The organism is Aerococcus sp. NPDC058936 (assembly GCF_042741995.1).
GTDB lineage: Bacteria > Bacillota > Bacilli > Lactobacillales > Aerococcaceae > Aerococcus.
The window spans coordinates 1-25,222 of sequence record NZ_JBHYKZ010000002.1 but is presented as its reverse complement, the minus strand read 5'-3'; the positions used below and the strand labels follow the sequence as shown (position 1 = coordinate 25,222).

The following is a 25,222-nucleotide window of genomic DNA, read 5'->3' as shown; positions in this document are numbered from 1 at the left end:
GCGGCAAATCTTCATTTTAACAAGTATAAAATGAGGAGGTATTTTTATGGTAAAAAGGTGTATCATTTCTTAGTTGTTTTTATCATTCATTCAATGGTAAAAGACTTTCTTTGCATCCTTTCCAGAACGTTAGGTGGCTGATTACAGTCTAGACTAATGTGAGGAAGTAGCATGGTGTGAAAGAAAGGATTGAATACAATGATGAATAATAGAGATCAATTAGGTTACTTTGAACTAGCTAGTAAACCTATTTTAGAAATAAAAGAAATATTTAAAGTAAAAGCAGACGGTTTTAAAGAAGAAGAAGCAAATCAAATTAGAGCTGAATACGGTGATAATGAAATCGATTATGGTACAGAGAAAAGTTTATGGCGCTATATCTTTGAGGCTTATTTCACGCCGTTTACACTCGTATTATTAAGCTTAGCTTTGATTTCATTTTTAACAGACTTCGTATTTGTAGAAGCTGCTGAACGGGAAATTTTAGGACCAATTATTATTGTAGTGCTAATTGTCTTAAGCGGTACTATGTCTTTGATTCAAACTATCCGTTCGAATCAATCTGTAGAAGCGTTAGAATCTATGGTTGAGGTGACATCGGCAGTTAAACGGGAAGGTCAGTACCAAGAAATTAGAACGGAAGATATCGTAATCGGTGACTTAGTTCGGTTAAAAGCTGGGGATATGATTCCAGCGGATATTCGCTTACTAAACAGTAAAGATTTATTCGTATCTCAGACTTCATTAACAGGTGAAAGTCATCCAGTTGAGAAACGCGCACTGGATGAAATAGAGGAACCAACTAGTGAAACAGATTACGCTACCCTAGTATTTACTGGAAGTGAAGTAGTGAGCGGTGTTGGTGAAGGTGTGGTAGTAAGAACCGGGAATAATACATTATTCGGTGGTATTGCGGATGCCTTTGCCAATGAACTTATCAAAACAAGTTTTGATGAAGGTATTGAAAAGACGTCACTATTATTAATTCGCTTTATGGGTTTGATGGCAGTGATTGTTATTCTAATTAATGGTTTAACAAAAGGTGATTGGTTACAAGCATTACTATTTGGCATTTCCATTGCGGTAGGTTTAACACCTGAAATGTTACCGATGATTGTGACAACAAACTTAGTTAAAGGCGCTAAAGATATGAAGAAAGAGGGTACGATTGTACGGAACCTTCAAGGTATTCAAAATTTTGGAGCTATTGACGTATTAGTGACAGATAAAACTGGTACCTTAACACAAGATAATATTGTGCTTCAACACCATCTAAATATTGATGGAGAAGAAAGCAATCGTGTGCTGCGTCATGCTTATCTAAATAGCTATTTTCAAACTGGTTTAGGTAACCTTATGGATAAAGCGATTATTCAAGCAGGTGAAGAAGAATTAGCATGCGAAAAATTAGCTTATACAAAAGTAGATGAAATTCCTTTTGACTTCGAGCGTAGAAGACTGAGTGTAGTGGTTGAAGATCAAGCTGGTAAGACACAAATGATCACCAAGGGTGCGATTGAAGAAATGTTGGCTGTATCCTCTTACGTGGACTATGCGGGTGACATACTTGAGTTGACAGACCAAGCACGAGAAAAAGTATTAGCACAAGTTGCCAAATTAAATAGCCAAGGATTACGTGTACTAGGTGTTGCCCAAAAAACAAACCCTAGCCCAGTAGATGCTTTCTCAGTAAAAGATGAAAGTGAAATGGTACTTATTGGCTATTTAGCCTTCCTAGATCCACCAAAACCATCTACTAAAGCAGCAATTAAAGCGTTAAATGAGCATGCGGTTAATGTGAAAATTATGACAGGTGATAACGAACTAGTGACGGTATCTGTAGCTGAGCAAGTAGGTATTCCTACAGATCACATTATTTCTGGGGATCAATTAGTGGATAAAACAGATAAAGAGCTACGAGAAATAGCTGAAAAACATAGTTTATTTGTAAAATTAAATCCAACGCAAAAATCAACTTTGGTGACGATACTAAGAGAAAATGGTCATGTGGTAGGTTTTCTAGGTGATGGGATCAATGATTCACCAGCACTAAGGGCAGCAGATGTGGGCATCTCTGTGGATAACGCAGTGGATATTGCGAAAGAGTCAGCAGATATCATCTTGCTAGAAAAAGACTTAATGATTCTTGAAAAAGGAATTCTAGCAGGACGAAAAGTATTTGGTAATACCATGAAGTACATCAAAGCGACTACTTCATCTAACTTTGGGAATGTATTCTCTGTATTGATTGCGAGTATTTTCTTACCATTCTTACCAATGCTACCTATTCAATTATTATTCTTAGGCTTAATTTATGAAATTGCGTCAATGTCATTACCATGGGACGATATGGATAAAGAATATTTATACCTACCTAAAAAATGGGCAGCTTCTTCCATCCAAAAATTTATGGTATGGTTTGGACCAACAAGTTCCATTTTTGATGTCACAACCTTTATCGTTACATTTTTCCTTATAGCACCAAGTATTGCTGGGGGACAATTTGTAAACTTAAACGAAGGTCAACAAGATTTATTTATCGCGATCTTCCAATCTAGTTGGTTTGTGGTTTCCTTATGGACACAAACGCTTGTTTTATATACTTTACGCACACCAAAAATCCCATTTATCCAAAGTCGACCATCAAAAGTAGTACTTTCAATTACAGGTATTGGTATCTTAATCGGTTCATTTGCACCTTATACCAGTTTAGGTCACGCACTTGGTTTAGCTTCACTACCCATCCAATTCTGGGGATTATTGACAGTAACAGTCGTCTTATATTTGATATTAGTACAAGTCGTGAAACACATTTATGTGAAACGTCATGGCGAATTACTATAATGGCAGCTATTGAGATTTGGGAAATAGCAAGAAAAAAGAGAGCGGATGCTCTCTTTTTTGTATCAATTTTTATAAAGCTACCTGAGCAAAATCAAGGTGTGCGCGTTTTTCAATGGCCTTTGTAATTTGATAGGCTATTTCAAAGTCAACCATTCCATGGATCAAGGTGCCAACGCCGATTAAAACAATTAAAGTATAAATGAAACTATCTGATGGTGGGACTACGCCAGCCGTAGTTAGAGCATATACAATTGCTACTTCGCCAAGCCCATGGATGGTGTTGATGACGAAGTTAAAAGCAGTTCTTGAGCTAGCTTTTACCAGGGTATTTGGTGCTTTTTGCAGGTAATACGCGCCTAAAGTTGCAAAAATTAAGTGAGTAAGGGCACGAGCCACAATAATGATTGGGAAACCTGCCATTAAAAAACCGATAGTAGTACCGACTGCGACAATAGCTGCTGTTGAAGGCTTTCTAAACATGGACATGTCAACAGGGACATGGGAACCTAAGGTAAAAGAGGCAGGGCCTATGACGACTTTAAATGGCATAATTAAGGGGATAAAGATTCCTATAGCGGTAAGTAAACCAGTAATAGTTATATTTTGTGTGCGCTTAGACACTTGATTTTTTTGCATGATAATTTCCTCCCAAATTTGTTGAGTTCATCATACGCAAAATCCCTTAAGGTGTCAAGACAGGTGTAAAGACTGACAAGGAAAATCATCAAAAATTCGAAAATGTAAACTAAATACTTTCGTCTAATAAAATGCCAACAGCCTTTAAGTCGGCTTTAATGGCTTCAAATGTGGCTTCATCAGACGTCGTAATGGTATGCAGGTGGATGCCGTTGGTTAAAGAAGACAGCATGGTACCGGCTGATTTATCCATAGCTTCATGGAAGTCTTGAATATCGCCCGCATGCTTAATTTGTAGGCTGGCTTTAATTAACCCGTAATAAGGGTGGTCTACCTCGACATTTTCAACGTAACCGCCGTGGTTGACGATAATAGTCAATTCCTCAATAGCTTGGTCAGCTAAATGTTGGCAGACGATTTTGCCACGGAAGCGACTATCATCCACGCTGGTAGCTTTATCTGCTAATAGGTAGCCTTGGTTTGTGGCGATAATGTCGTGGTGACTGGCCCGCAAAATAGCGATGTCCCCGACAATGATTTGGCGACTGACACCAAATTCTTTGGCAAGGCTAGTGGCTTTCAGGGGCGTTGTGGCTTGGTTCAAGGTTTGAATGAGTAAGTCTCGTCGTTCGGCTGCTTTCATGGAAGGCCCTCCTTTAGATCTTTCGTTGATTATAGCATAGGTTTTCACCTGACCACTAACAAGCTAGGGTTACGCCCTCTTCTGCTAAGGGAAAATCTCGATACCTATGAAAGCTTGACAATTAATGATAAGATAATAAGGAAGTTTTAATTTAAATTGATTACAAATAGATAAGGGAGATTATTATGGCAAAAGTAGAAAGTTTTACATTAGACCACGATGCAGTGAAGGCACCCTACGTACGTATTGCGGGCGCTGAAACAGGGGCGTTAGGGGACAAATTAAGCAAGTTTGATATCCGCTTTGTACAACCAAACCAAGATTCAATTCCAACCAGTGCTGTTCACACTTTGGAACACTTATTAGCGGCTTACACGCGTGATTATTTAGAAGGTGTTATTGATATTTCACCAATGGGATGCCGGACTGGCTTCTACATGATCGTTTGGGGAACGCCATCAGTTGAAGAAGTAGCAACAGCCATGACAAAAGTATTGAATGATGTCTTAGCAGCTCAATGGTCAGATGTACAAGGAACTGAGCGCGTTGAATGTGGAAACTTCCGTGACCATTCACTATGGGGCGCACAACAATATGCTAAAGACGTTTTAGAAGCAGGATTTTCAGTAGATCCATTTGAACGTAAAGTCTTAAATTAGGGAGGTTTCGATGGATAAACGAGAGAAAATTAAAATTTTACAGGATGTCATCCAATTAGAAACCCCAAACGGTAATGAAGAAATTGTTGCCCTATATTATAAGAACTTACTTGAAGCACATGGTATCGAATCACAGCTGATTCAATATGCGGATGGTCGTACTAACTTAGTAGCAGAATTAAAAGGCCAAGAAGATGGGAAGATTTTAGCCGTGTCAGGTCATATGGACGTGGTAGATGCCGGGAACCCAGACTTGTGGACATACCCACCATACGGTGCAGAAATTCATGATGGTGTGATGTACGGACGCGGAACAACTGATATGAAGGCTGGGCTAACGGCTTTAATCATCGCTATGATCGAATTGAAAGAATCTGGCCAAGACTTCACCGGAACAGTTCGCTTGTTAGCCTGTGTAGGGGAAGAAATTGGTATGCTTGGGTCTAAACAATTAACTGACCTAGGCTACACTGAAGATATCCACGGCATGATCATCGCCGAACCATCAACCCCTTACTACAACACCAAACACAAGGGGTCAATTCAATATCAAGTCATTGCCCACGGACGTGCTGCCCATTCCTCTACACCGGAAAAAGGGGTTAACACCATCCAGCTGATTAACGATTTTATCAACAAAACCAATGTCAAGATTGATGAAGCGGCTGCCACAGCTGAAAACGATATGTTAGGTAAAATGTTGAATGTCTTCACCATGATTGAAGGGGGCAACCAAATCAACTCAGTCCCTGAATATACTGTTTTATCTGGTAATGCGCGGACAATTCCTGAAGTAGGCAATGACGTTGTGGTTGGCATTTTCAATGATGTGATTGAAGAAATTAATGCTAAGGGTCAAGGTACACTAGAATTGAACTTGTTACAAAACAACCAATACGCAGATGGGGACAATGAATCTGCCTTGGTTGATTTAATCAAGATTGAAGATCCAAAAGCAGAAAACCGTGGTCTAAGTGGCGCTACTGACGGGTCAAACTTTACCAATGTAGATAATAAATTTGACTTTGTTATTTATGGACCAGGTAGGATTGATAGTGCGCATACCATAGACGAGTCTATTGAAGTCAACCAATACTTAGACTTCATCGATAAATATGTGAATATTTATAAAGGATTTTTGAAATAGTGTGTTCCTAGTCTTTGACTGTAAACAAAAAATCTATTTTAATTATCTAAAATGATAAGGCAAATAAAATGAATGATAACATTATGAACGCTGGCACTCAGGTGTTGGCGTTTTGTTGTTTTCCCAAGTATTTCAAGGGTTTGCGTGGTAAAATAGTGGAGATAATGAAAAAGGATGATGATAAATATGAAACAAAAATATACAACGCCGATTCAAAAGAATGAATCTTTTGAGGGCACAATTGAAGACCTTACTTTTCAAGGTTTAGGTGTGGTTAAAGTGGATGGTTATCCACTATTTGTAGAGAATGCTTTACCTGGTGAAGTGGGGACAATTAAGGCCATTTCTGTGGGTAAAAAGTTTGGCTATGGAAAAATGATGCAACGAACTGTGGATTCACCGGACCGGGTAGGCATTGTGGATAAGGTATCAAGCCAAGTGGGCACAATGCCACTGCAACATATGACTTATGAAGCCCAACTTGCATTCAAACAAAAACAAGTGGAGAATGCTTTTAGTCGTTTTGGTCTAGCTGAAGGGCGCGAAGTATTGCATACTGTAGGTTCTGAAGATACTTTTAAATACCGTAATAAGGCGCAAATTCCTATCGGTACGGATAATGAAGGACAATTGTATTCAGGATTTTACCGGAAAAATTCTCATGAGATTATCCCTGTGGAAGATTTTAAAATCCAATTACCAGGAATTGATGAAGCTATCGCAAGTATTGTGGATATCTTTAACCAACACCAATTAAAAGGCTATGATGAAGCGAAACATTCGGGTCTCGTACGTAATATTGTCATCCGTAAAGGCTACTACACAAACCAAATGATGGTCATTATTGTGATTAACGGTAAAAATTTACCGGAAGAAAACCAAATTGTGACTGAAATAGTGGAAAAATTACCAGAAGTTGTGTCTATTGTCTTGAGTTCAAATACTAAACAAACAAATGTCGTGATGTCAGGTAAACAACGTGTGTTATATGGTGTGGATAAATACGAGGATAAGATGTTTGATTTTACCTTTGATATTTCAAGTAGATCATTCTTCCAAATCAATACCCCTCAAGCGGAAAAATTATATCAATTGGCGATTGATGCGGCTTACCTAACAGGTGAAGAAACAGTCGTAGATGCCTACTGTGGTATTGGGACCATCACCATGGCTTTAGCGAAAAACGCTAAGCAGGTATACGGGGTGGAAGTGGTATCTGATGCGGTAAAAATGGCGAAGAATAATGCCGCTAAAAACTACATTGATAACGTTCATTTTGAAACAGGACAAGCCGAAACAGTAATGGGTGAATGGGTTAAAGCCGGCGTTCAACCGGACGTCGTTGTTGTAGACCCACCACGTAAAGGCTTAGAGGATACTTTCATCGAATCAACAATTGAAGCTAATCCAGAGAAAATTGTCTATGTATCATGTAACCCAACAACCATGGCACGTGATATCGCTAAATTCGTTGAAGCAGGTTATAACTTCGAGCAAGTCCAACCATTAGATATGTTCCCACAAACTTGGCATGTGGAGTGTGTGGTATTGATGCAAAAAGTTAAATAAGAAATGGTTTTATAGAGGGCTTTCTAGGCTTCATGTAAGTGTCTGGAACCCCCTTTTTTGAAATTTTAGATAAATGTAAGTCTGATTTCTCGTTTGGATCATTTAAGGGAAGGTGCGTATGCGGGAACGGGTCGAGCCTTGAAAGGTTGGTATAACAGTATTCTTCTCTGAAAACAAAAACTATAGTTTAAAATAGCCTACTCTGCTATATTATGAATAGATAAGTAGCCTTCTAAGGAGGAAAAGATGATGGATTATAATCCTAAAATTCATTATATACCGGCCCGACCTAAGCCTATTAAGCGAGTAGGTATTTATTGTCGAGTATCATCATCCAAGGATGAACAATTGAAAAGCTTGTCTAATCAAATTTCAGGTCCGACTAGCAAGGTAGCTAATATTCCTTCGTGGAAAAATTAGAGTTTATTACAATCCAACAAACATACCAATACCAATAGTTAGTAAAATCCAGGAAATCAGTATGTTCGAGAATGAAGAAACCGAAGTAAAAATTGATGGAGAGGTATTTTTTAAAAGTGTGACAAGAGTCAGAAAAAGTGTGTATGATGTAGTAATTCAGTTTGGAGCTTTAAAAAATACAGAGTTAGATATAAATACTATTAAAGATGATTTATTTAAATTAACTAATGTTGTTAAGCTATTCAACAAATTAAAACTTAATAATACCTGAATAATTCATAATTTTACTAATAGTCTTTCCTAACATTGATTTCATAGTCTTTAAAGTAATCTGCTTCATCACCCGTTAGGTGATGAAAAAGGACCCCCTTTCTGATATGGTTAATTCACCACAAACTACCATAGAAAGGAGTTCTCTCAGTGGTTACTTTATAAGAAAATGCCGTAAAATTCAGCAATAATTTAATCGTTTCTCATGATGGTGGTCGTTTATCAAGTGATTCTGGTTTAGTCCTAATCGAACAACACTTAACACATATTCTCCCCTCATTTGAAAGTGAATTAACTTGCTTTTTTTCCTTCCTTTATTTACAATAAGTTTAACATTAAAATAAGAAGTGCGGGAGTAACTGGCAGTTTTTTACTGCTACAGTGCCACCAAACGTAGATAATTTATCTGCTGGTGCTGTATTAAATAGTGAGACGCATACGGAAGTGATTGAGTTTTTCCGTATGCGTCTTTTTTTATCTCACTCCAAAAGCATAGAAAGGACAAAAAATGTATTATTATAAAGAAAGTATTGAAACGGTGTTGTCGTCTCTGAATACCTCTACAGAAGGTATATCGACGGAGGAAGCCAAGAAGAGGCAAGAAGAACAAGGCTTCAATGAGATTTCTAGAAAAGAAAGACAATCGACCTTTTCTATGTTTATAGATACCTTTAAAGATCCCATGGTTATTGTCTTACTTATTGTGGCTATTGTGCAGATTGTTTTAGGAGAAGCCGTTGAATCTCTTATTATCTTTGCGGTGCTTATCATTAACTCCATTTTAAGTGTCGTCCAGACGAAAAAAGCAGAGGATTCTCTCGAATCATTGAGGCAAATGGCCACTCCGACGAGTACCGTTATTAGAAATGGTCGTCCACAAAATGTCGAGGCTAGAGAACTAATTAAAGGAGATATTGTTCTTTTAGAAGCGGGAGACAATATTCCAGCAGACGGAAGACTGATTGAAGCGGAATCTCTTCAAGTCGTAGAAGGGGCATTAACAGGTGAATCGGTTGCTTCAGATAAATTCGTTGATAAGCTGGAAGAAGATGCCCCTCTTGCGGATAGAAGTAATATGACTTATAGTGGCACGCTTGTCACTTACGGTAGAGGAAAAATAGTTGTCACAGCTATTGGAGAAGAAACAGAAATGGGTAAAGTCGCCCAGTTGATTCAAAGTGCAGAAGCCAAACAAACCCCTCTCCAACGAAAGCTGGAAGATTTCAGTAAAAAACTGGGTATTGGTATTCTGATTTTATCCATTCTCATTTTTGCTATTCAAGCTGTTCGAATCTTCTTAGGAGATTCACAAGAATATACTGTTCCATTAGTTAACGCCTTTATGTTTGCGGTAGCTGTGGCTGTTGCGGCTATTCCTGAAGCTCTCCAATCCATCGTAACGATTGTCTTATCTGTTGGAACAAATAAAATGGCTAAACAGCATGCGATTATCAGACAATTGCCCGCAGTTGAAACACTGGGCTCAACTAGTGTTATCTGTACTGATAAAACAGGTACTTTAACTCAGAATAAAATGACGGTAGTGGATGCATTTATTCCAAATGGTGAATCAAACTTGTTCTCAGGGGATAAGCAAACGTGGTCAGAGTCTGAAAGATTACTCATGCAAATAGCCGTACTAGCGAATGATTCCAATATTGATGAAAAAGGGGAATCGAGCGGTGATCCGACGGAAGTGGCTTTAATTGCTTACAGTAACAAGCAAGATGCACCATATGAAGAAATCCGTAAGAAATACCCGCGTTTACTCGAGCTGCCTTTTGATTCAAGCAGAAAGAGAATGTCCACTGTCCATGAAATCAATGGTGAAAAACGTCTGTTAACTAAAGGTGGACCGGATATCATCTTTAACTTGTGTTCACGCATTAAGATGAATGGTGAAATCGTTGAATTAACGGAAGAAAGATTAGAAAGACTCAAAGCTCAAAACGAAGAATTTTCTGACCAAGCTTTTCGTGTCTTAGCTTTTGCATACAAACCCATTGAAAAAGATACCGTCGAAGTTGAAGACGAAAGTGACTTAATCTTTGTCGGTTTACTTGCAATGATCGATCCTCCTAGAGAAGAAGTCTATCATGCCGTTCAAGATGCTGAACATGCTGGCATTAAAACAGTTATGATTACGGGTGACCACAAAACAACCGCTCGTGCTATCGGACGTGACTTAAACATCTTTAAGGAAGGCGATCTAGCTTATACTGGACAAGAATTAGACGCGTTAAGTGATGAAGAACTAATGAACAACTTAGAAAAAATATCAGTTTATGCGCGTGTCACTCCTGAAAACAAAATCAGAATTGTTGATGCTTGGCAAAAGAAAAACCAGGTAACAGCTATGACTGGTGATGGAGTCAATGACGCCCCTGCATTAAAACAAGCTGATATCGGAATCGCAATGGGAAGCGGAACAGATGTGGCTAAAGATGCCTCTGCTATGATTTTAACAGACGATAATTTTGTTTCTATCGTTCATGCGGTTGCTGTCGGGCGTACGGTTTACAGTAATATTAAAAAAGCTATTGCTTACCTATTCTCAGGTAACTTAGGTGCTGTTATTGCGATTTTAGTTGCTTTATTACTCAATTGGGTTAACCCCTTTACAGCATTACAATTACTCTTTATTAACTTAGCTAATGATTCCCTTCCTGCTATTGCTTTGGGATTAGAGCCTAGAGAACCTAACGTCATGAATGAATCACCGAGAGATCCTGATGAGTCTATTTTCTCAGGAAAAACCTTAAGCACAGTTATATTCCGGGGTTCTTTAATCGGTCTAGCGGTTATCATTTCTCAGTTTATTGGGTTGCAGTACTCAGCTGAGATAAGTGTAGCGATGGCCTTTACAACACTTATTTTATCTAGAACATTGCAAGTATTCCCTGCGCGTTCGACTACTCAAACTAGTTTTGAAGCAGGATTCTTTACTAACAAATTTATATTAATGGCCTTTATTGCTTGTTTAGGTCTATATGGTATCACTCTTTTACCGGTTGTTAGAGGGGTATTCTCAATCCCAGATACTTTTGGCTTAATGCATTGGACTATTGCAACAGGATTGGCCTTATCTACAACTGTACTGATGGAATTGAAGAAAAAAGTTTTCCCCGCTAAATAAATTAATACGTTTTAAATACAGAGCATGAAAAGGAGACTGGGACAAAAGGTCCCGGATTCTGAATCAAAAAGAGAACTTACAATTTCTGTCTTGTAAATTGCATGTTCTCTTTTTTGAATGTAATGAAACAGGTTTTTATTTGATGAATTTTGAAAAATTTGATTTATTGTTCTATGGTGTTGAGAATAAGAAAAGCTGCAGATTTTTTGATTTTTTTTGAGTTAAATGATGTTAATAAGATAGAGGATGATATCAGAAGAATATTTTCCTTTAATAAGCTGGGTGTTAAACATTTACTAGAAATAAAAAATTTTAAAGTAGAAAATATTTTTGAAATTCATAAGAGAGTATATATACAGCAACCATTCGATGGTATTGAACTTTTATTATTAAAAATGCTAAATTATTATGATTATTTAGATAATGCATCATTAAGCTTATCAGCATGTTTAAATTTTGCTAATTGGTCATGTCCAACAAGAAAACAAGAAGATAGTTCATATGTTGATCAATTAAATATTCTGCAAGTAAAATATCGTCTAGGTTCATTAAGTGCAGATGAAAATAAAATACTTATTGAAGTAATCGAAAGTAATATATCAAGAAGTGATGAAAAGTTTGCCGCATCAGTTTTACTAAGGAATACTACTTTAGCGGACAAATACTTTGACCTAATCTCAGAAGATATAAAAGAAAAAATAATAAAATATCCGATTTATACTTTGTATAAAGAACTAAAGTAGTTAGCAAATCATTTACAGCAAATCACTATGTTCCACATACCATTTTACATACTTACCTTATCCACGACACATGCTGAGACAGTGACACTACTTGAGAAGAAACGTTAGTTTCGCAGAAGTAGATCTCCTACCCATGCACGGATTTCCAAGAAGGCAAGCAAAATGAGCAAGCTGAGTGGCTGAAACATTGCATGTTTAATGGTATAATTCATGAGGGAACAAAGCGGCTTCATAAACGTTGGTTTAGAAAGCATATGAGTCACGTGAAAAAAATATGAAAGTTGGATGTTTTATATGAAGCAATTTATTAAACATTCCCCCTTGGCTTTGGCTAAGTTGATGTGTTTATGTGAAAACCACCAATTCTAATAAACATATTGAAAGGGGAGGCTTATGGAAATAATTATATCTTCAATGTTAGTTTTTATCTCTACGTCCATCGATTATTTGGTTGTTTTAACGATTCTTTTCTCTACCATGAATACGGGTAAACAACGATCAATTTATATTGGGCAATATATTGGAACGGGGTTGCTCGTTGGCTTTAGTCTCATTGCAGCGTACTTCTTGAACTTTATTCCACAAGATTGGGTGATCGGATTACTTGGTTTACTTCCTTTGATTCTGGGGATTCGGGCCATTTTCATCGATGAAGACGTAGATGAAAAGGACTTAGAAGAAAAGATGTCGCATAGACAGTCAGAAGTTGCGAGTGTGGTTGCTCTGACCATTGCCCTTGGCGGAGATAATTTGGGGATTTATATTCCTTACTTTACTGGAATGTCCTTCCAGGAAGTCATGGTTGTGATCCTTGTTTTTATCATTGGGATTTTTACCTTGTGTTATTTATCCAAACGATTAGCTTCGGTTCCTATGATTGGTGAAGTAGTTGAGCGTTACGAAAAAGTCATCGTACCAGTCGTTTTCATCGGCTTGGGTATTTTTATTCTGTTAGAGAATGGTACGATTCAACATCTTTGGTCACTGATTGCATAGAATTTTAAGCAGCTTCACGGAAAGTAGAATATACCATTAAAGTATATAAGGTTGAGATTAGATACATATATCACAGCCGGAATATGAAAGAGGCACAGAACGATGCAATATAATTAGCATCGTTTTGTGTCTCATTTTTATGTATATTTTTTAACAATTATGGATCACAGCTTTCTTATTCTCTAAATGGGAAATAAATAAGCTGATATTTTATTAATAGGTTGTACTTGAATAACTGAGACAATCATAGATCTAATTCGAGAGAGAATAAGAAATATAGCGTATACAAAAACATTTAAGAAGAATTTTGGTAATATATGTAGGAAGAGAAAAAGGGAGGCATGATTTATGCAATATTCATATAAATATATAATATTAGGTGGCGGGATGGCTGGTGCCAATGCCGCAATGGAAATTCGTAAGTATGACCGTAAAGGGACATTGTTGATAGTCACGCAAGAAACTGACAAACCCTACTATCGTCCTCCATTAAGTAAAGAATTTTGGACAGAGCCAGACTATCCAAAAGAAACGATATATTATAATATTTCGGATGATGAATCGATTGATATCTTAACTGGGACAACTGTGAAGCAAATTAATGCCGATCAACAAACGATTGAGATTGAGAGTGGAGAAATCTATCAATACGAAAAATTGCTTTATTCACTGGGTGGCGCTCCAAAGTGGATTGATGGGCTGGAGAGCGAGCGTGTCCTAGCTTTAAGAAACTTAAAAGATTACCGAAACCTCCGAAAATTAGCCAAACCTGGGAGCAAGGTCATTATCGTTGGAGGAGGCTGGGTTGGAGCAGAACTTGCAGCAGGTCTAAAGCTGAATGATATGGATGTGACGCTTGTTTTTCCTAATGAAGTATTAAATGAAAAACGACTACCACGAATGCTTGCTAAAGAATTTCAACAGCGCTTTGTAGATATTGGCGTTTCTTTGATAAACAATACTTATGCTAATAGTTACAGTGTAGCAGACGATCAGGTGAGTCTTACATTAGAGAATGGCGCTGTATTGAAAGCGGATATTCTTGTTTTAGGAATTGGATTAAAGCCAAATGTTGAATTAGCAGAAGCAGCTGGGTTAGAAGTGGGTAATGGCGTCATTGCTGACAAGTATTTGCAAACTTCCAACAAACATATCTATGCAGCAGGAGATGTGTTGAATTATCCAGATGTAATCATAGGACGTAATCGTTTTGAACATGAAGAGCAAGCGGAGTATTCTGGGAAAGTAGCGGGACGAAACATGACGGGCGCTGAAGAAGTTTATAATCATGGTGCACCACTCTCTTATACGAATGTCTTAGATATTTCTATTGAAGGTGTCGGTGAAATGAGTCGCAACCGTGATGATGCGATTATTGAAGAAGTTGCCGGAGGTTATATTGTATATTATCTTTTTAAAGGCAAACCATCTGGAATTTTAACATATAATGTGAAAGTTGATATGGATAAGGCCCGTGAAATTCTTGTTAACCCACCGAAAAAATTAGATGAGCTAACGAGGATGTTGAAGCCTATTTAATTGATTTGTTGATTACTAGATAGCTTCAGAATTGAAAAAGATGATAAAAAGGAATATTTTATGGAAAAATTTTCAGATAAAGTATTATCATATTTAAATAAAAACAAAGATAAAGAGTTCTACATCTATTGTTTAGTCGATACTAGTAACGATGAGGAAGAGATATTCTACATCGGTAAAGGGAAGGGAAATCGTGTCTTTAATCATGAGAAAGCTGCCTTTAATAAAAAATTAGAACTGCTATTAGAAAGTGAAGATAAAACTGAAGACTTAAAAATTAACAAAATCAGAGCTATTAAGGCAGAAGGATTTCCAATAAAAAAAGTAATTTTAAATTACTGGTTATCAGAACGAGAAGCGTTCGCGAGCGAAAACACTTTAATAAATTTATTTAACATTTTTTCGCCTCGAAACCTAACAAATAAAGTAAATGGTCATGGAGTCCGGGGAACTGAAGTGGGGAATTTGGAAAAACAGTTTGGAAGTATCCCAATGTCCATAACTGAATTACAAACTGACGAACTTATACTTGCTGTCAAGATAACAGACTCCCTCCAGTTAGATAAGGATGAAACGTATGATTACCCTTTTTACGATAGAGATGACCATAATCTTAAATCTAGAACGTTAGGGACTTGGAGAGTTGCGAAAGATAAAGCTGAAAAAGTTAAATATATTTTGGGAATCAATACGGGGATAAATAATACAGTGGTTTCTGCCTATGAAGTGACAGGATTTGAACCAGGTATTGATGAAAAAGGTCGACAACGTTTTTGTTTTCACTCAAATTCAAAGAGTGAAAATATAATGAAAGCATTAGGGGTATATCAAAGGGCTATATATGATTTAAAATTTGGGAGCGGTCAGTCAATAGTTTATATTAATAATCATTCAAACCACATTTCTAACACTCAATAATCAATTATTACATGCCTAACATGACATGTGGAGTGTGTAGTATTGCTTGAGGCTGTTAGCGCTTAGCGATATACAGCCTCAGTTGCGTAACAAAGTGTAGCTGAGTCAAAAGGTCAGAGACTAAACTCTTGATGTTATAATGTTCTCGATGGACCACATAAGAACTTCTAATAATATTAAAAGATGTATGTCTGTGGAAACTAGTCAATAAGCGTGAGGCTGTTAAGTTGGATAGGGAAATTATCAAACTTATGAAGGAAGTAGTCAGTGCGTGAGTACAGGTGCACGTGCCATTACTTTTAGAGCTTTTATATAGGTTTGAATTCACACCCTACATTGATAGTTTTGAACATGTAGGCTTATGTTTGTTTTATATTCCTTATGTGACTTTAGCAGTTATGACGGTATCGGTAATCGTTGTTTACCTAGTTGAATTTCTTTTATCCTAAATTAAAAGACTCAGTATGTAAGCTTTTCGCTGACTTACTGAGTCTTTTGCTTTATTTAAAAATAGTTACTAAAGCTTGAATAGCTTGATCAATTTCATCAAGCGCTAGCCCAGCATAACCTAAAATGTAACTTTGGTCGAACTGGTTGCTTAATTTAGCGTAGTGGTTGACCGGTTGCAAGCGGATCTTATTTTCAGCTAGCCTAGCTTGAATCACGTCAGCCGGTGGAATCTCACCCTCAATGTTAATAATAAAGAAAAGTCCAGCCCCTGCTTCCTTAATGGTTAGGGGGAGTTGGCTTTGGTGAAGCGCTGCTAGAACCGCTTTTTCCTTACGACGGTAATTAGTCCGCAGGCTATTAATGTATTTAGGAAAATGGTTAGAATTGAGAAAATCAGCCATTAAATATTGCTCAAAGCTTGAAATACCATTGGCTTTTAATTTTGCTTGATGGAATTTTTTCATTAATTGATCGGGTAAAACTAAATAAGACATCTTAAAAATTGACCCCATACTTTGACGAAAAGCCCCTAATAAAATGACACGCTCTTGGTCATCCAGACTAGTCAAAGCAGGAACAGGACGCCCCTTAAGGCGGAACTCATTATAGTAGTCATTTTCAATAATATAACGATTTTCTGCCTGATAGGCCCATTTTAATAAACGCTGACGTCGACGCATTCCCATGATAATGCCAGTGGGAAACTGATGGCTGGGCGTAGTAATCACGATGTTGGCTGATGTAGTCTCTAAATCTTTAACTGAGAAACCATATTTATCAATCGGAATTCGAATCGTCTTTTGCTGATAGTCTGTAAAGATATCTAAATTTTTATAATAGCCAGGATCTTCTAAGGCATAGATTGAATCGTCTAATAAGGCAAATAGCGTCTGTAAGCTAGCCGTGTGACCGCCTGTAATGATGATATTGTCAGCTGAAGTCATCACTCCCCGGTATTTACGTAAATAATTAGCAATCGCCAAGCGTAAATTGAGTGCACCCAAGTCTTCTTTTAAATTACAATTAACCATGCTTCTTGCTAGAGCTTCGGGTGCATACTGCAATAATTGTTTGGGTCTTAAAGTAGTCATATCACGGTTGGCAAAGTGAAAATCATAAGTATATTGGCTGGTGTCACTTATTTTAGCACGCTCATGTTTTAGTGACTTTGTCTCAATTTCCTCAGAGGGCAACATATCAATTGCAAGTAAATCCACAAAATAACCAGATCTTTCCCTCGGCACTATATAGCCTTCATCGGTCAGTTGGTCATAAGCGTTAATGACCGTATTAAGACTGACTTTTAAATGATCTGCCAGGGCCCGCCGTGAGGGTAATTGGTCACCACTTTTTAAATGTCCTTGGGCAATTTGCCGGATGACTTCATCAACTATTTGTAAGTAGAGGTGTTGGTCTTCGTTAAAGTTCACCGTAATCATGTTTTCTCTCCCCTCGGATTATTCATTTTATTCATTATACATAAAAAAACTATCTGGACCCATAAAAATATCCGTTTTTGCATCTTAAGAAACATCCAAAAGACTGTTAAAGTGAAGACAATATTTATAAAGGAGCAATCAAAATGAAACAATCAATCGAAGAAGTACATAAACAATTAGCTGGTGGCGTAATCATGGACGTGGTAAATGTGGAACAAGCTAAAATTGCTGAAGCAGCTGGTGCCGTAGCGGTTATGGCTTTAGAAAGAGTTCCTGCAGACATTCGAGCTGCTGGTGGTGTTAGTCGGATGAGTGACCCTAAAATGATAAAAGAAATTCAAGCAGCGGTTTCTATACCAGTTATGGCGAAAGTAAGAATTGGTCACTTTGTCGAAGCTCAAATCTTAGAAAGTTTACAAATTGACTATATTGATGAGTCAGAAGTCTTATCAGTAGCTGATCATGTTTATCATATTGATAAACAACAATTTGAAGCACCTTTCGTTTGTGGCGCTAGAGATTTAGGTGAAGCTTTACGCCGTATTCAAGAGGGGGCTAAAATGATTCGTACTAAAGGTGAAGCAGGAACGGGTGATGTCAGTCAAGCGGTTACCCACTTAAGAAAAATCCATGAACAAATCCGCTATGTGGCTTCGTTACAAGATGATGAGCTCTTTAATCAAGCAAAGGAATTAGGCGTCTCTTATGATTTATTAAAACGAGTTCATGATACTGGTAAATTACCTGTGTTGAACTTTTCAGCTGGCGGGGTGGCAACACCTGCTGATGCGGCTTTAATGGTGCAATTAGGTGCTGAAGGCGTTTTTGTTGGTTCAGGCATTTTCAAATCAGGTAATCCAGAAAAACGTGCCAAAGCCATAGTTGAAGCGGTAGCCAATTACAAAGATGGTGCCAAATTAGTCGAAATCTCAACTGGTTTAGGCGAAGCGATGGTAGGTATTAATGAAGACGAAATTAAAGTCATCATGGCTAACCGTTAATCATTAAAAAGCGAGTATTTCAAAAGTCAGTGGGATTGTTCTACTGACTTTTTTATTTTGTCCTAGGCCGTATAGGAGGTCTGCTTCCGTTGGGGGTTATCGAGGAGTTACCTAACATCACTCTGCCACCACACTTTAATCAGTAAATTGCCTAATCACGCCCCACCTGGAGTGTGTAGCGTTGATGGCAAGGCATAAAATTTAATTAAAGGGGGTTGCGAGGGTTAAAAATTCGATCACCACAACCTTAGTGGTGATTTTGAAGTATGTGAGAACCTATCGACTTACTCATAGTTGTGTGAGTGGAAAAGATAGTTGCTTAAAGCGTTGATACTATAACTTTGTTAACGAAAATCATAAAGCCGTTGAAGGTGTAGATGATATCCAACGCAGTTACTGCTTTATTGACTGTTGTTTCTGTAATAGTTCAATAAAAGATACTTCAGTATTTTTACGGGTGACACTAGTCTTGACGACCATCGTATATTAAATTGTGGGGGACGTTTACATGACATTTGTCCATGGAATATATAACATATGATATAATGGAGAAAAGTGTCAGGAGGTATTTCCATGAAATGGCAAGGGCGCAAACGTAGTGGTAATGTAAAAGACTTACGTGGTCAAAACACCGGAAGTGGTGGATTAGGTGGTTTGGGACAAGGGCGATCCGGAGGAAGAATCCCTATTCAGCTTCCAGGTGGTCGTGGGACTTCAACGGGAGGCAGAAGCTTAGGTTGCGGTTCGGTTATCTTAATGCTAATTATATTCTTCGTATTTGGTGGGACATCTTTATTAGGTGGCAACCAGTCTAGTTCAAATAACAATCAATCAAACGATCAAACCAGTCAGGTAGATGTCCAATTACCAGGACAGATGGAATCGGATACGCAAATTCAAGCAAATTCTAATAGTCAAGTCAGTTTACCAGAGACTGGATCTACAGATAGTGAACCAGTTACTGAAGATGAGTTGGCTGAATTTGTTTCTGTTATCCTTTATGATACTGAAGAATACTGGACGCAAGCCTTTTCTAAAGCTGGCTATACATATGAGAACCCAGACCTAGTCATATTTGAGGATGCTGTGAATTCATCTTGTGGGTATAATACATCTGAAGTTGGACCTTTCTATTGCCCAACGGATGAAACCATTTATATCGACTTAGATTTTTATAATCAACTCGTTCAAAATTACGGTGGTGGTGGAGACTTCGCTATGGCCTATGTAATCGCCCATGAAGTAGGTCACCATGTCCAACAACAACTTGGTATTTCCAATCAGGTTAGACAAATTCAGTCTGAAGTAGGTGAAACTGAACAAAATCAATGGACGGTACGGATGGAATTACAAGCGGACTATCTTGCTGGTGTATGGGCACATAACGTCGTTGAGAATGATTGGATGGAAGCAGGAGACCTTGAAGAAGGATTAAACGCAGCTTATCACATTGGTGATGATGTTCTGCAAGAAAAGGCCTATGGCTATACGATGCCTGATTCCTTTACGCATGGTACTGCTGAGCAACGACAAAACTGGTTTAAGAAAGGCTTAGAAGCAGGCGACTTGTCACAATGGGATACTTACAATATAGATTACAGTAGCCTATAAAATGAGTCACAGAACTTGCTTAATGATCATAGTATACATAGTAGGGAATTTTAGTGCAGTAACACATACTGTATTTGAACAGGAGTTTATATGTAAAATTTCCATCTATTTTTAAATAAATAATGATCTTACTAGCTACTAGTATGGTTTGTGAATACCTCTTAAAGCCGGATTACAGTTTTGCTTTAGGAGGTTTTATCATGTGGAAGATAGTGAGGATATGCCCTATGTCAAATGAACGATGATAGATTTGAAAGGTCGAACTAGCGTCGGGTAAAAGTATCCTCATTTTTACTTCATGAGTGTAATAATCATCAAGTCGAATAAAATTTTGCTTATCTTAATCTAATTGTCGAATTTCATCATGGTTTGAAATATATCCATACATCTGGTATAATCGGTATACATTTAAAGAACACAACTTATTCAGAGCAAGTGGAGGGATTTGGCCCTATGAAGCTTCAGCAACCTACCTTTGGCAAGGTGCTAATTCCAACTCGAAAGAGATAGATGAGTCTAACCAAGTTATTGGCACGACGAGTCGCGTTGTGCTTTTTTTATTGAATAAAATAACTAGGAGTGTGTTGAATGTTTAATGATGAATGCGTAAGTTTTAGTGAATTTGTAGGTGGGATTGGTGCCTTAGGTTTTATGCCGTATTTTCGTTTCTACAGAAATAAGAAAGGGGATCCTAAAGAACATGATCATATTGCTGTGATCTGTCGTAATGAGCCTTGTTCAGGTGCACATATTGCTAGAGTTTGTGTGTGTTGTATAGGAAAAGTTCATGTCAATGATTATGATGGATTTAAGGAGGCAATAAGCCTTGAAACTTACGATCAATTAGTCAATTTGATTACTAATTTTTCCTATACAGATGTGGACTATAAAGCAATACGGTAGTAAAAAAGAGCCCCTACTAGTTGCCGTTAAGGCTAGCTAGTAGGGGCTCTTTAGATTTTTATGATAAAAAGCTGGTTTATTGGATGATATGAAATTATTGAAGTAATTCTTTAAAGGCGTCCACAAGCGGTGTTAACGGCTTGCCTAATACCGTTTCAAAGTCATCTGATTGTACATCTAATACACCATTTTTAATGTCGTCTTGGATCGCTAGGAAGAAGCCTGCTACTGGTTCTGGTAATTGATTATCAGTTAGATTTTTAACGAATGTTTCATCGTTAGTTTCTACAGGGGCAATTTCTTTACCTGTTGCTTCTGCTAGTGCTTTAGTTAAAGTCGCGTAGTCTACTGGTTTACCAGATAATTCTAGAATTTCAGGGAAAGTTTTTTCACCAGCTAAAACGATGGCAGCTGCTTCAGCGTATTCGCGACGTAATGCCCAACCAGCTTTACCATTTTCAGCGGTGTATAATAGTTTACCACTGTTTAAAGCTGCACCTACTAGCGGTAGTTCATTTTCCAGGTACCAGTTGTTTCTTAAAATTGTAAATGGAATGCCGGATGCTTTGATGGCTTCTTCGGTATAACGGTGGTCAGTTGCTAAGTCGGCAGAAGATTGGTCTGCATGGGCAAAGCTTGTATAGGTGATAAAGCTAACACCAGCTTCTTTGGCTGCATCAATCGCATTTTGATGTTCTTCTTGACGAGTGCCAGGTGCTGATGAAACTAGTAATAAGCGGTCAATACCTGTGAAAGCAGCTTTTAAAGATACTTTATCTAAGTAATCGCCGATGTGTACTGTATAGCCAGCTTCAGCAAGTGGCGCAGCTTTTTCTTCGCTACGTGCTAAGACGTGGATATCTGATACGGGCACTAACGTTTTTAATTTGTCTAATGTGTGGGCACCCAAGGCACCTGTTGCGCCAGTTACTAAATATTTCATGAATAAACACTCCTTTTTTCAACCTGTAATAAATAAAGTTACAGGTTAATAATAGTGAATGTGCTATAATAAGTCAAGAGAAAAGAGGTGGGATATTCAAATGAAACATTCAGTAAAATTTAGTGATGCTATTCATATTCTAGTTTATATCGAGATGCTTCAAGGCACAGACTTATCTAGTGAAGTGATTGCCAAAAGTGTGAATGCTAATCCCGTTTCTGTTAGACGCATTATGAGTAGCCTCAAAAAGGCCGGCCTTATTATCAGCCAATCAGGAAAGGCCAATCCGCAATTAAGTAGACAACCAGCATCGATATCTTTTTATGATATTTATCAAGCTATCGATGAAGACCAACAAATATTCCGGGTAGATGAGAAAACAGCACCTGCCTGTATCGTAGGCGGTAATATCCAAGGTGTATTAGCTGATAAATATGATCAATTGCAACGTAGCGTGGAATTGGAAATGCAGCAAATCAACTTAGCGGATATCATCCATTCCGTCTCTCAAAGTGCCAATCAATCTGAATTAAACGACGAAGAAACCAAGCAAATACTTCAACGATTTTTGTAAAAATAAGCTAAGTCGATAATACTTGGAGAGACGCTAGGTAATCGATGGGAGAGTATATTATTTATTATGCAGGAAAAATTGTAGGGGGTACTTAGCAAAAAGGGCATTTCTTTAGACTCGAAGGTGTTAGTAATATCGTAATATCATGACAGAGCTAGACAAAGTATCAGCAGTAATTGAATGCGTAAGTAAAAGTTTCGGAAAGATTACCTATAAGCAAAAATTCAGTTGATGAAGGTATAAAACGAATATTTAAAAAGTTATGTGCTTTATATTTATTAATATAGTGAATGATGCTGAACAAAATTCCCAAAATGAAGAAACAATTAAATATAAAAGATTGACTTATCATCGAAATGACATTATTATGTATCTAAATTGATATATAATACGCGATGATGAGATAAGTACTCTTTGAGACTAGTATAGAGAGCCTATGTTTGGTGAAAGTAGGTCAAGGGGATTAGGGGAAAATGGTCTAGGAGCATAATAGTTTAAGCCAAAAATAGGTGAGAATTATTCGGAATCCCCCGTTACCAAGGAAGAGTATGATGATTTTTTAACGTACTCTATGAGTTTATATTAGCGATAATATAATAAATTAAGGTGGTACCATGAAGTAGCTTTCATCCTTTGCATAAGCAAGGGATGGAAGCTTTTTTGATGAAAAAAATGATAAAATCGGGAGGAAATTATTATGACAAAAGACTATAAAATTGAGACACAAGCCATTCACGCTGCACAAACGATTGATGAAACAGGGTCGCGCGCTGTTCCTCTACACCAAACAACAGCTTATGTTTTTGATGATGTAGCGCAAGGCGCTAATCGTTTTGCCTTAGCAGAAGGTGGCAATATTTATACGCGAATCACAAATCCTACTCAGGGTGTCTTTGAAGGTAGAGTGGCTGCTTTAGAAGGTGGTTCAGCTGGTTTGGCTGTCGCTTCGGGTATGGCCGCTATTACTTATGCTATTCAAGTTTTAGCTAAAGCAGGAGACCATATTGTAGCGACAGCTAACCTATATGGGGGAAGTCACAACTTATTTGAACATACTTTCAAGGACTTCGGTATCGATGTGACGATAGTAGATACGAGTGATTTAGCGAATGTGGACAAAGCTATTCAAGACAATACCAAGGCTGTATTTGTAGAAACAATCGGCAATCCAGCTGGAAATATTGAAGATATTAGTGGCTTAGCCGAAGTAGCACATAAACATGGTATACCATTAATCGTTGATAATACGTTTGCAACACCTTATCTAGCGCGTCCTATTGAACATGGTGCAGATATCGTTGTTCATTCAGCAACTAAATTTATTGGTGGTCACGGTACCTCAATTGGTGGGGTAATTGTAGAAAGTGGACAGTTTGACTGGCAACAAAGTGATAAGTTCCCAGGCTTAAGTCAAGCTGATCCAACTTATAATGATCTTATTTTCGCAGATGCCTTTGGCCCGGCAGCATATACTACAAAAATTCGTGCGACGCTATTACGAGATACTGGGGCTTCAATTTCACCTTTCAATGCTTGGTTATTAGTCCAAGGCTTAGAATCGTTACACGTGCGTATGGATCGTCATGTTGAAAATGCAGAGAAAGTGGCTAAATTCTTAGTGCAACACGATAAAGTAGAATGGGTTGATTATGCGGGACTAGAAAGTAGCCCATATTATAGCTTAAAAGAAAAATACTTACCTAAAGGGGCAGGTTCAATCTTTACCTTTGGCGTTAAAGGTGGCTATGAAGGTGGGGTTAAATTCATTGAAAATCTAGCATTATTCTCTCTATTAGCGAATGTTGGAGATGCTAAATCATTAGTGGTTCACCCGGCTTCAATGACCCATAGTCAGCTAACTGAAGAAGAACTAGCTGAAGGTGGTATTAAACCTGAAACAATCCGTTTATCTATCGGAATTGAAAATGTGGATGATATCATAGCTGACTTAGATAGAGCATTAGCTGCGATTTAACAACCTAGTAATAGATAGATTGATGTAGGAACAATTTTATATGTTATGCAGGCTATAATTGAATAGATTATAGCCTTTTCTATCCCCAAAAATTATATTCGAAATTATGCATATTACGATATAAAACATACAATCATGCTTTCAATAATTTGAGAAAAATGAACTATAAAAAGTTAGATAAGTCTAGGATGCTAGAGGACTGCTATAGAGGTTTAATTTTGGAAATATAATGCGAATAATTATACTACGGTATATTATGTTGATTTGTTGTTGGGATAATCACTGGTGATATTAGTAAAGGTACAGCGACTGGCTTTCCATTGTTTTTCATATTAGCCTTTTTCGATGATCTTCTGATAAAATGGGTTAAACAAATGGTTGCGATTATAAAAAATCGAGACCTGTCAAAGGAGCCCATCATGAACGAAGGTAATAAAAGAAGTAATATTCAAATTGGTAGCCAGGTAAAAATTGTTCAAAAACAGGACCAACGATCTGGAAAATTAACAGAGGGTATTGTGAGTAAAATCCTGACAAACTCTCAAAACCATCCACATGGTATTAAAGTAATGCTAGAAGATGGCACCGTTGGCCGAGTAAAGGAAATATTATAATTGAAATAAAACTTTCAAATAATTAGGAAGCTAGGTATCTACAACCTTAGTGGATACCGGCTCTACAATATATAGGACTGATGACTTGAAAAAGTCATTGGTTCTATATTTTTTTACAAAAAAAGAGGAATCTCCATTATCATAAAGTTAACCACAACCATAGATAGAATAGGAGATTCCCACATGAATAAG

General features: G+C 37.5%; 22 protein-coding genes, 1 riboswitch and 1 other annotated feature. Of the genes, 18 read left to right on the top strand and 4 right to left on the bottom strand.

Translation table 11 applies throughout. From position 1 onward, the window contains the following. Positions 1–198 precede the first annotated feature (198 nt). Positions 199–2,844, top strand: a complete 2,646-nt coding sequence (mgtA, locus tag ACFW0C_RS01595) for a magnesium-translocating P-type ATPase (protein WP_378104789.1) — start codon at positions 199–201, stop codon at positions 2,842–2,844. A gap of 69 nt (positions 2,845–2,913) precedes the next feature. On the opposite strand, the gene ACFW0C_RS01590 is transcribed toward mgtA, so the two are convergent. Together ACFW0C_RS01590 and ACFW0C_RS01585 are read right to left on the bottom strand one after the other, a co-directional pair. Next, entirely contained in the window at positions 2,914–3,480 is a 567-nt protein-coding gene (locus tag ACFW0C_RS01590; RefSeq protein WP_378104786.1) for a hypothetical protein, read from the bottom strand. 109 nt (positions 3,481–3,589) lie between these two features. Then, positions 3,590–4,123 carry a transcription repressor NadR gene (locus ACFW0C_RS01585; protein ID WP_378104785.1) on the bottom strand — a complete coding sequence of 178 codons (534 nt, stop codon included), beginning with the start codon at positions 4,121–4,123 and terminating at the stop codon, positions 3,590–3,592. Positions 4,124–4,308: 185 nt separating this feature from the next. Here ACFW0C_RS01585 and ACFW0C_RS01580 point away from each other — a divergent pair, with 185 nt between their 5' ends. The 11 genes from ACFW0C_RS01580 (at position 4,309) to ACFW0C_RS01530 (ending at position 15,520) form a co-directional block, all read left to right on the top strand. Further along, entirely contained in the window at positions 4,309–4,782 is a 474-nt protein-coding gene (locus ACFW0C_RS01580; RefSeq protein ID WP_378104783.1) for an S-ribosylhomocysteine lyase, read from the top strand. A gap of 10 nt (positions 4,783–4,792) precedes the next feature. Beyond that, a complete protein-coding gene (locus ACFW0C_RS01575; protein ID WP_378104779.1) occupies positions 4,793–5,929 on the top strand; it encodes an ArgE/DapE family deacylase in 1,137 nt (378 codons plus the stop codon). A gap of 68 nt (positions 5,930–5,997) precedes the next feature. Beyond that, positions 5,998–6,153 carry a hypothetical protein gene (locus tag ACFW0C_RS01570; protein WP_378104777.1) on the top strand — a complete coding sequence of 52 codons (156 nt, stop codon included), beginning with the start codon at positions 5,998–6,000 and terminating at the stop codon, positions 6,151–6,153. After that, positions 6,116–7,498, top strand: a complete 1,383-nt coding sequence (rlmD, locus tag ACFW0C_RS01565; RefSeq protein ID WP_378104774.1) for a 23S rRNA (uracil(1939)-C(5))-methyltransferase RlmD — start codon at positions 6,116–6,118, stop codon at positions 7,496–7,498. The genes ACFW0C_RS01570 and rlmD overlap by 38 nt, the downstream gene beginning before the upstream one ends. A 246-nt stretch (positions 7,499–7,744) precedes the next feature. After that, positions 7,745–7,918, top strand: coding sequence for a hypothetical protein (locus ACFW0C_RS01560; protein ID WP_378104772.1), 174 nt, complete (start codon positions 7,745–7,747; stop codon positions 7,916–7,918). A 61-nt stretch (positions 7,919–7,979) separates the two neighbouring features. Next, on the top strand, positions 7,980–8,189 hold the full coding sequence (locus tag ACFW0C_RS01555) for a hypothetical protein (protein ID WP_378104770.1): 210 nt from the start codon (positions 7,980–7,982) through the stop codon (positions 8,187–8,189). A gap of 507 nt (positions 8,190–8,696) precedes the next feature. Beyond that, positions 8,697–11,324 carry a cation-translocating P-type ATPase gene (locus ACFW0C_RS01550; protein WP_378104768.1) on the top strand — a complete coding sequence of 876 codons (2,628 nt, stop codon included), beginning with the start codon at positions 8,697–8,699 and terminating at the stop codon, positions 11,322–11,324. Positions 11,325–11,473: 149 nt separating this feature from the next. Continuing rightward, positions 11,474–12,067: a hypothetical protein gene (locus ACFW0C_RS01545; RefSeq protein WP_378104766.1), complete on the top strand. Its 594-nt coding sequence runs from the start codon at positions 11,474–11,476 to the stop codon at positions 12,065–12,067. Positions 12,068–12,460: 393 nt separating this feature from the next. Beyond that, positions 12,461–13,063 carry a CadD family cadmium resistance transporter gene (locus tag ACFW0C_RS01540; protein WP_026465298.1) on the top strand — a complete coding sequence of 201 codons (603 nt, stop codon included), beginning with the start codon at positions 12,461–12,463 and terminating at the stop codon, positions 13,061–13,063. 348 nt (positions 13,064–13,411) lie between these two features. Beyond that, the gene (locus ACFW0C_RS01535; protein WP_378104763.1) at positions 13,412–14,602 is read left to right on the top strand and encodes an NAD(P)/FAD-dependent oxidoreductase; all 1,191 of its coding nucleotides are present in this window, start codon (positions 13,412–13,414) and stop codon (positions 14,600–14,602) included. Between the two features lie 60 nt (positions 14,603–14,662). Further along, a complete protein-coding gene (locus ACFW0C_RS01530) occupies positions 14,663–15,520 on the top strand; it encodes a hypothetical protein (protein WP_378104760.1) in 858 nt (285 codons plus the stop codon). Positions 15,521–16,020: 500 nt separating this feature from the next. Here the strand turns inward: ACFW0C_RS01530 and ACFW0C_RS01525 are convergent, their stop codons facing one another. Then, a complete protein-coding gene (locus ACFW0C_RS01525) occupies positions 16,021–17,409 on the bottom strand; it encodes a PLP-dependent aminotransferase family protein (RefSeq protein ID WP_378104758.1) in 1,389 nt (462 codons plus the stop codon). 143 nt (positions 17,410–17,552) lie between these two features. Between ACFW0C_RS01525 and pdxS the strand changes: the two genes are divergently transcribed. The 3 genes from pdxS to ACFW0C_RS01510 all read left to right on the top strand — a co-directional run bounded on the left by pdxS (position 17,553) and on the right by ACFW0C_RS01510 (position 20,924). Continuing rightward, positions 17,553–18,410 carry a pyridoxal 5'-phosphate synthase lyase subunit PdxS gene (gene pdxS, locus ACFW0C_RS01520; protein ID WP_378104756.1) on the top strand — a complete coding sequence of 286 codons (858 nt, stop codon included), beginning with the start codon at positions 17,553–17,555 and terminating at the stop codon, positions 18,408–18,410. 573 nt (positions 18,411–18,983) lie between these two features. Continuing rightward, on the top strand, positions 18,984–20,021 hold the full coding sequence (locus tag ACFW0C_RS01515; protein ID WP_378104754.1) for a neutral zinc metallopeptidase: 1,038 nt from the start codon (positions 18,984–18,986) through the stop codon (positions 20,019–20,021). A 419-nt stretch (positions 20,022–20,440) separates the two neighbouring features. Continuing rightward, positions 20,441–20,538: riboswitch (SAM riboswitch) on the top strand. 71 nt (positions 20,539–20,609) lie between these two features. After that, positions 20,610–20,924 (top strand): hypothetical protein, encoded by a 315-nt coding sequence (locus ACFW0C_RS01510; RefSeq protein WP_378104752.1) that lies wholly within the window; start codon positions 20,610–20,612, stop codon positions 20,922–20,924. Positions 20,925–21,018: 94 nt separating this feature from the next. Here ACFW0C_RS01510 and ACFW0C_RS01505 read toward each other — a convergent pair whose 3' ends face one another. After that, positions 21,019–21,867, bottom strand: a complete 849-nt coding sequence (locus ACFW0C_RS01505) for an SDR family oxidoreductase (RefSeq protein WP_378104750.1) — start codon at positions 21,865–21,867, stop codon at positions 21,019–21,021. A gap of 100 nt (positions 21,868–21,967) precedes the next feature. On the opposite strand from ACFW0C_RS01505, the gene ACFW0C_RS01500 reads away from it, so the two are divergent. The 3 genes from ACFW0C_RS01500 (at position 21,968) to ACFW0C_RS01490 (ending at position 25,030) form a co-directional block, all read left to right on the top strand. Continuing rightward, positions 21,968–22,441: an Rrf2 family transcriptional regulator gene (locus tag ACFW0C_RS01500; protein ID WP_378104747.1), complete on the top strand. Its 474-nt coding sequence runs from the start codon at positions 21,968–21,970 to the stop codon at positions 22,439–22,441. A 386-nt stretch (positions 22,442–22,827) separates the two neighbouring features. Further along, positions 22,828–23,078: a binding site (T-box leader), on the top strand. A gap of 60 nt (positions 23,079–23,138) precedes the next feature. Beyond that, positions 23,139–24,416 (top strand): O-acetylhomoserine aminocarboxypropyltransferase/cysteine synthase family protein, encoded by a 1,278-nt coding sequence (locus ACFW0C_RS01495; RefSeq protein ID WP_378104744.1) that lies wholly within the window; start codon positions 23,139–23,141, stop codon positions 24,414–24,416. Positions 24,417–24,835: 419 nt separating this feature from the next. Then, positions 24,836–25,030 (top strand): YwbE family protein, encoded by a 195-nt coding sequence (locus tag ACFW0C_RS01490; protein ID WP_026465311.1) that lies wholly within the window; start codon positions 24,836–24,838, stop codon positions 25,028–25,030. The last annotated feature ends 192 nt before the right edge of the window (positions 25,031–25,222 follow it).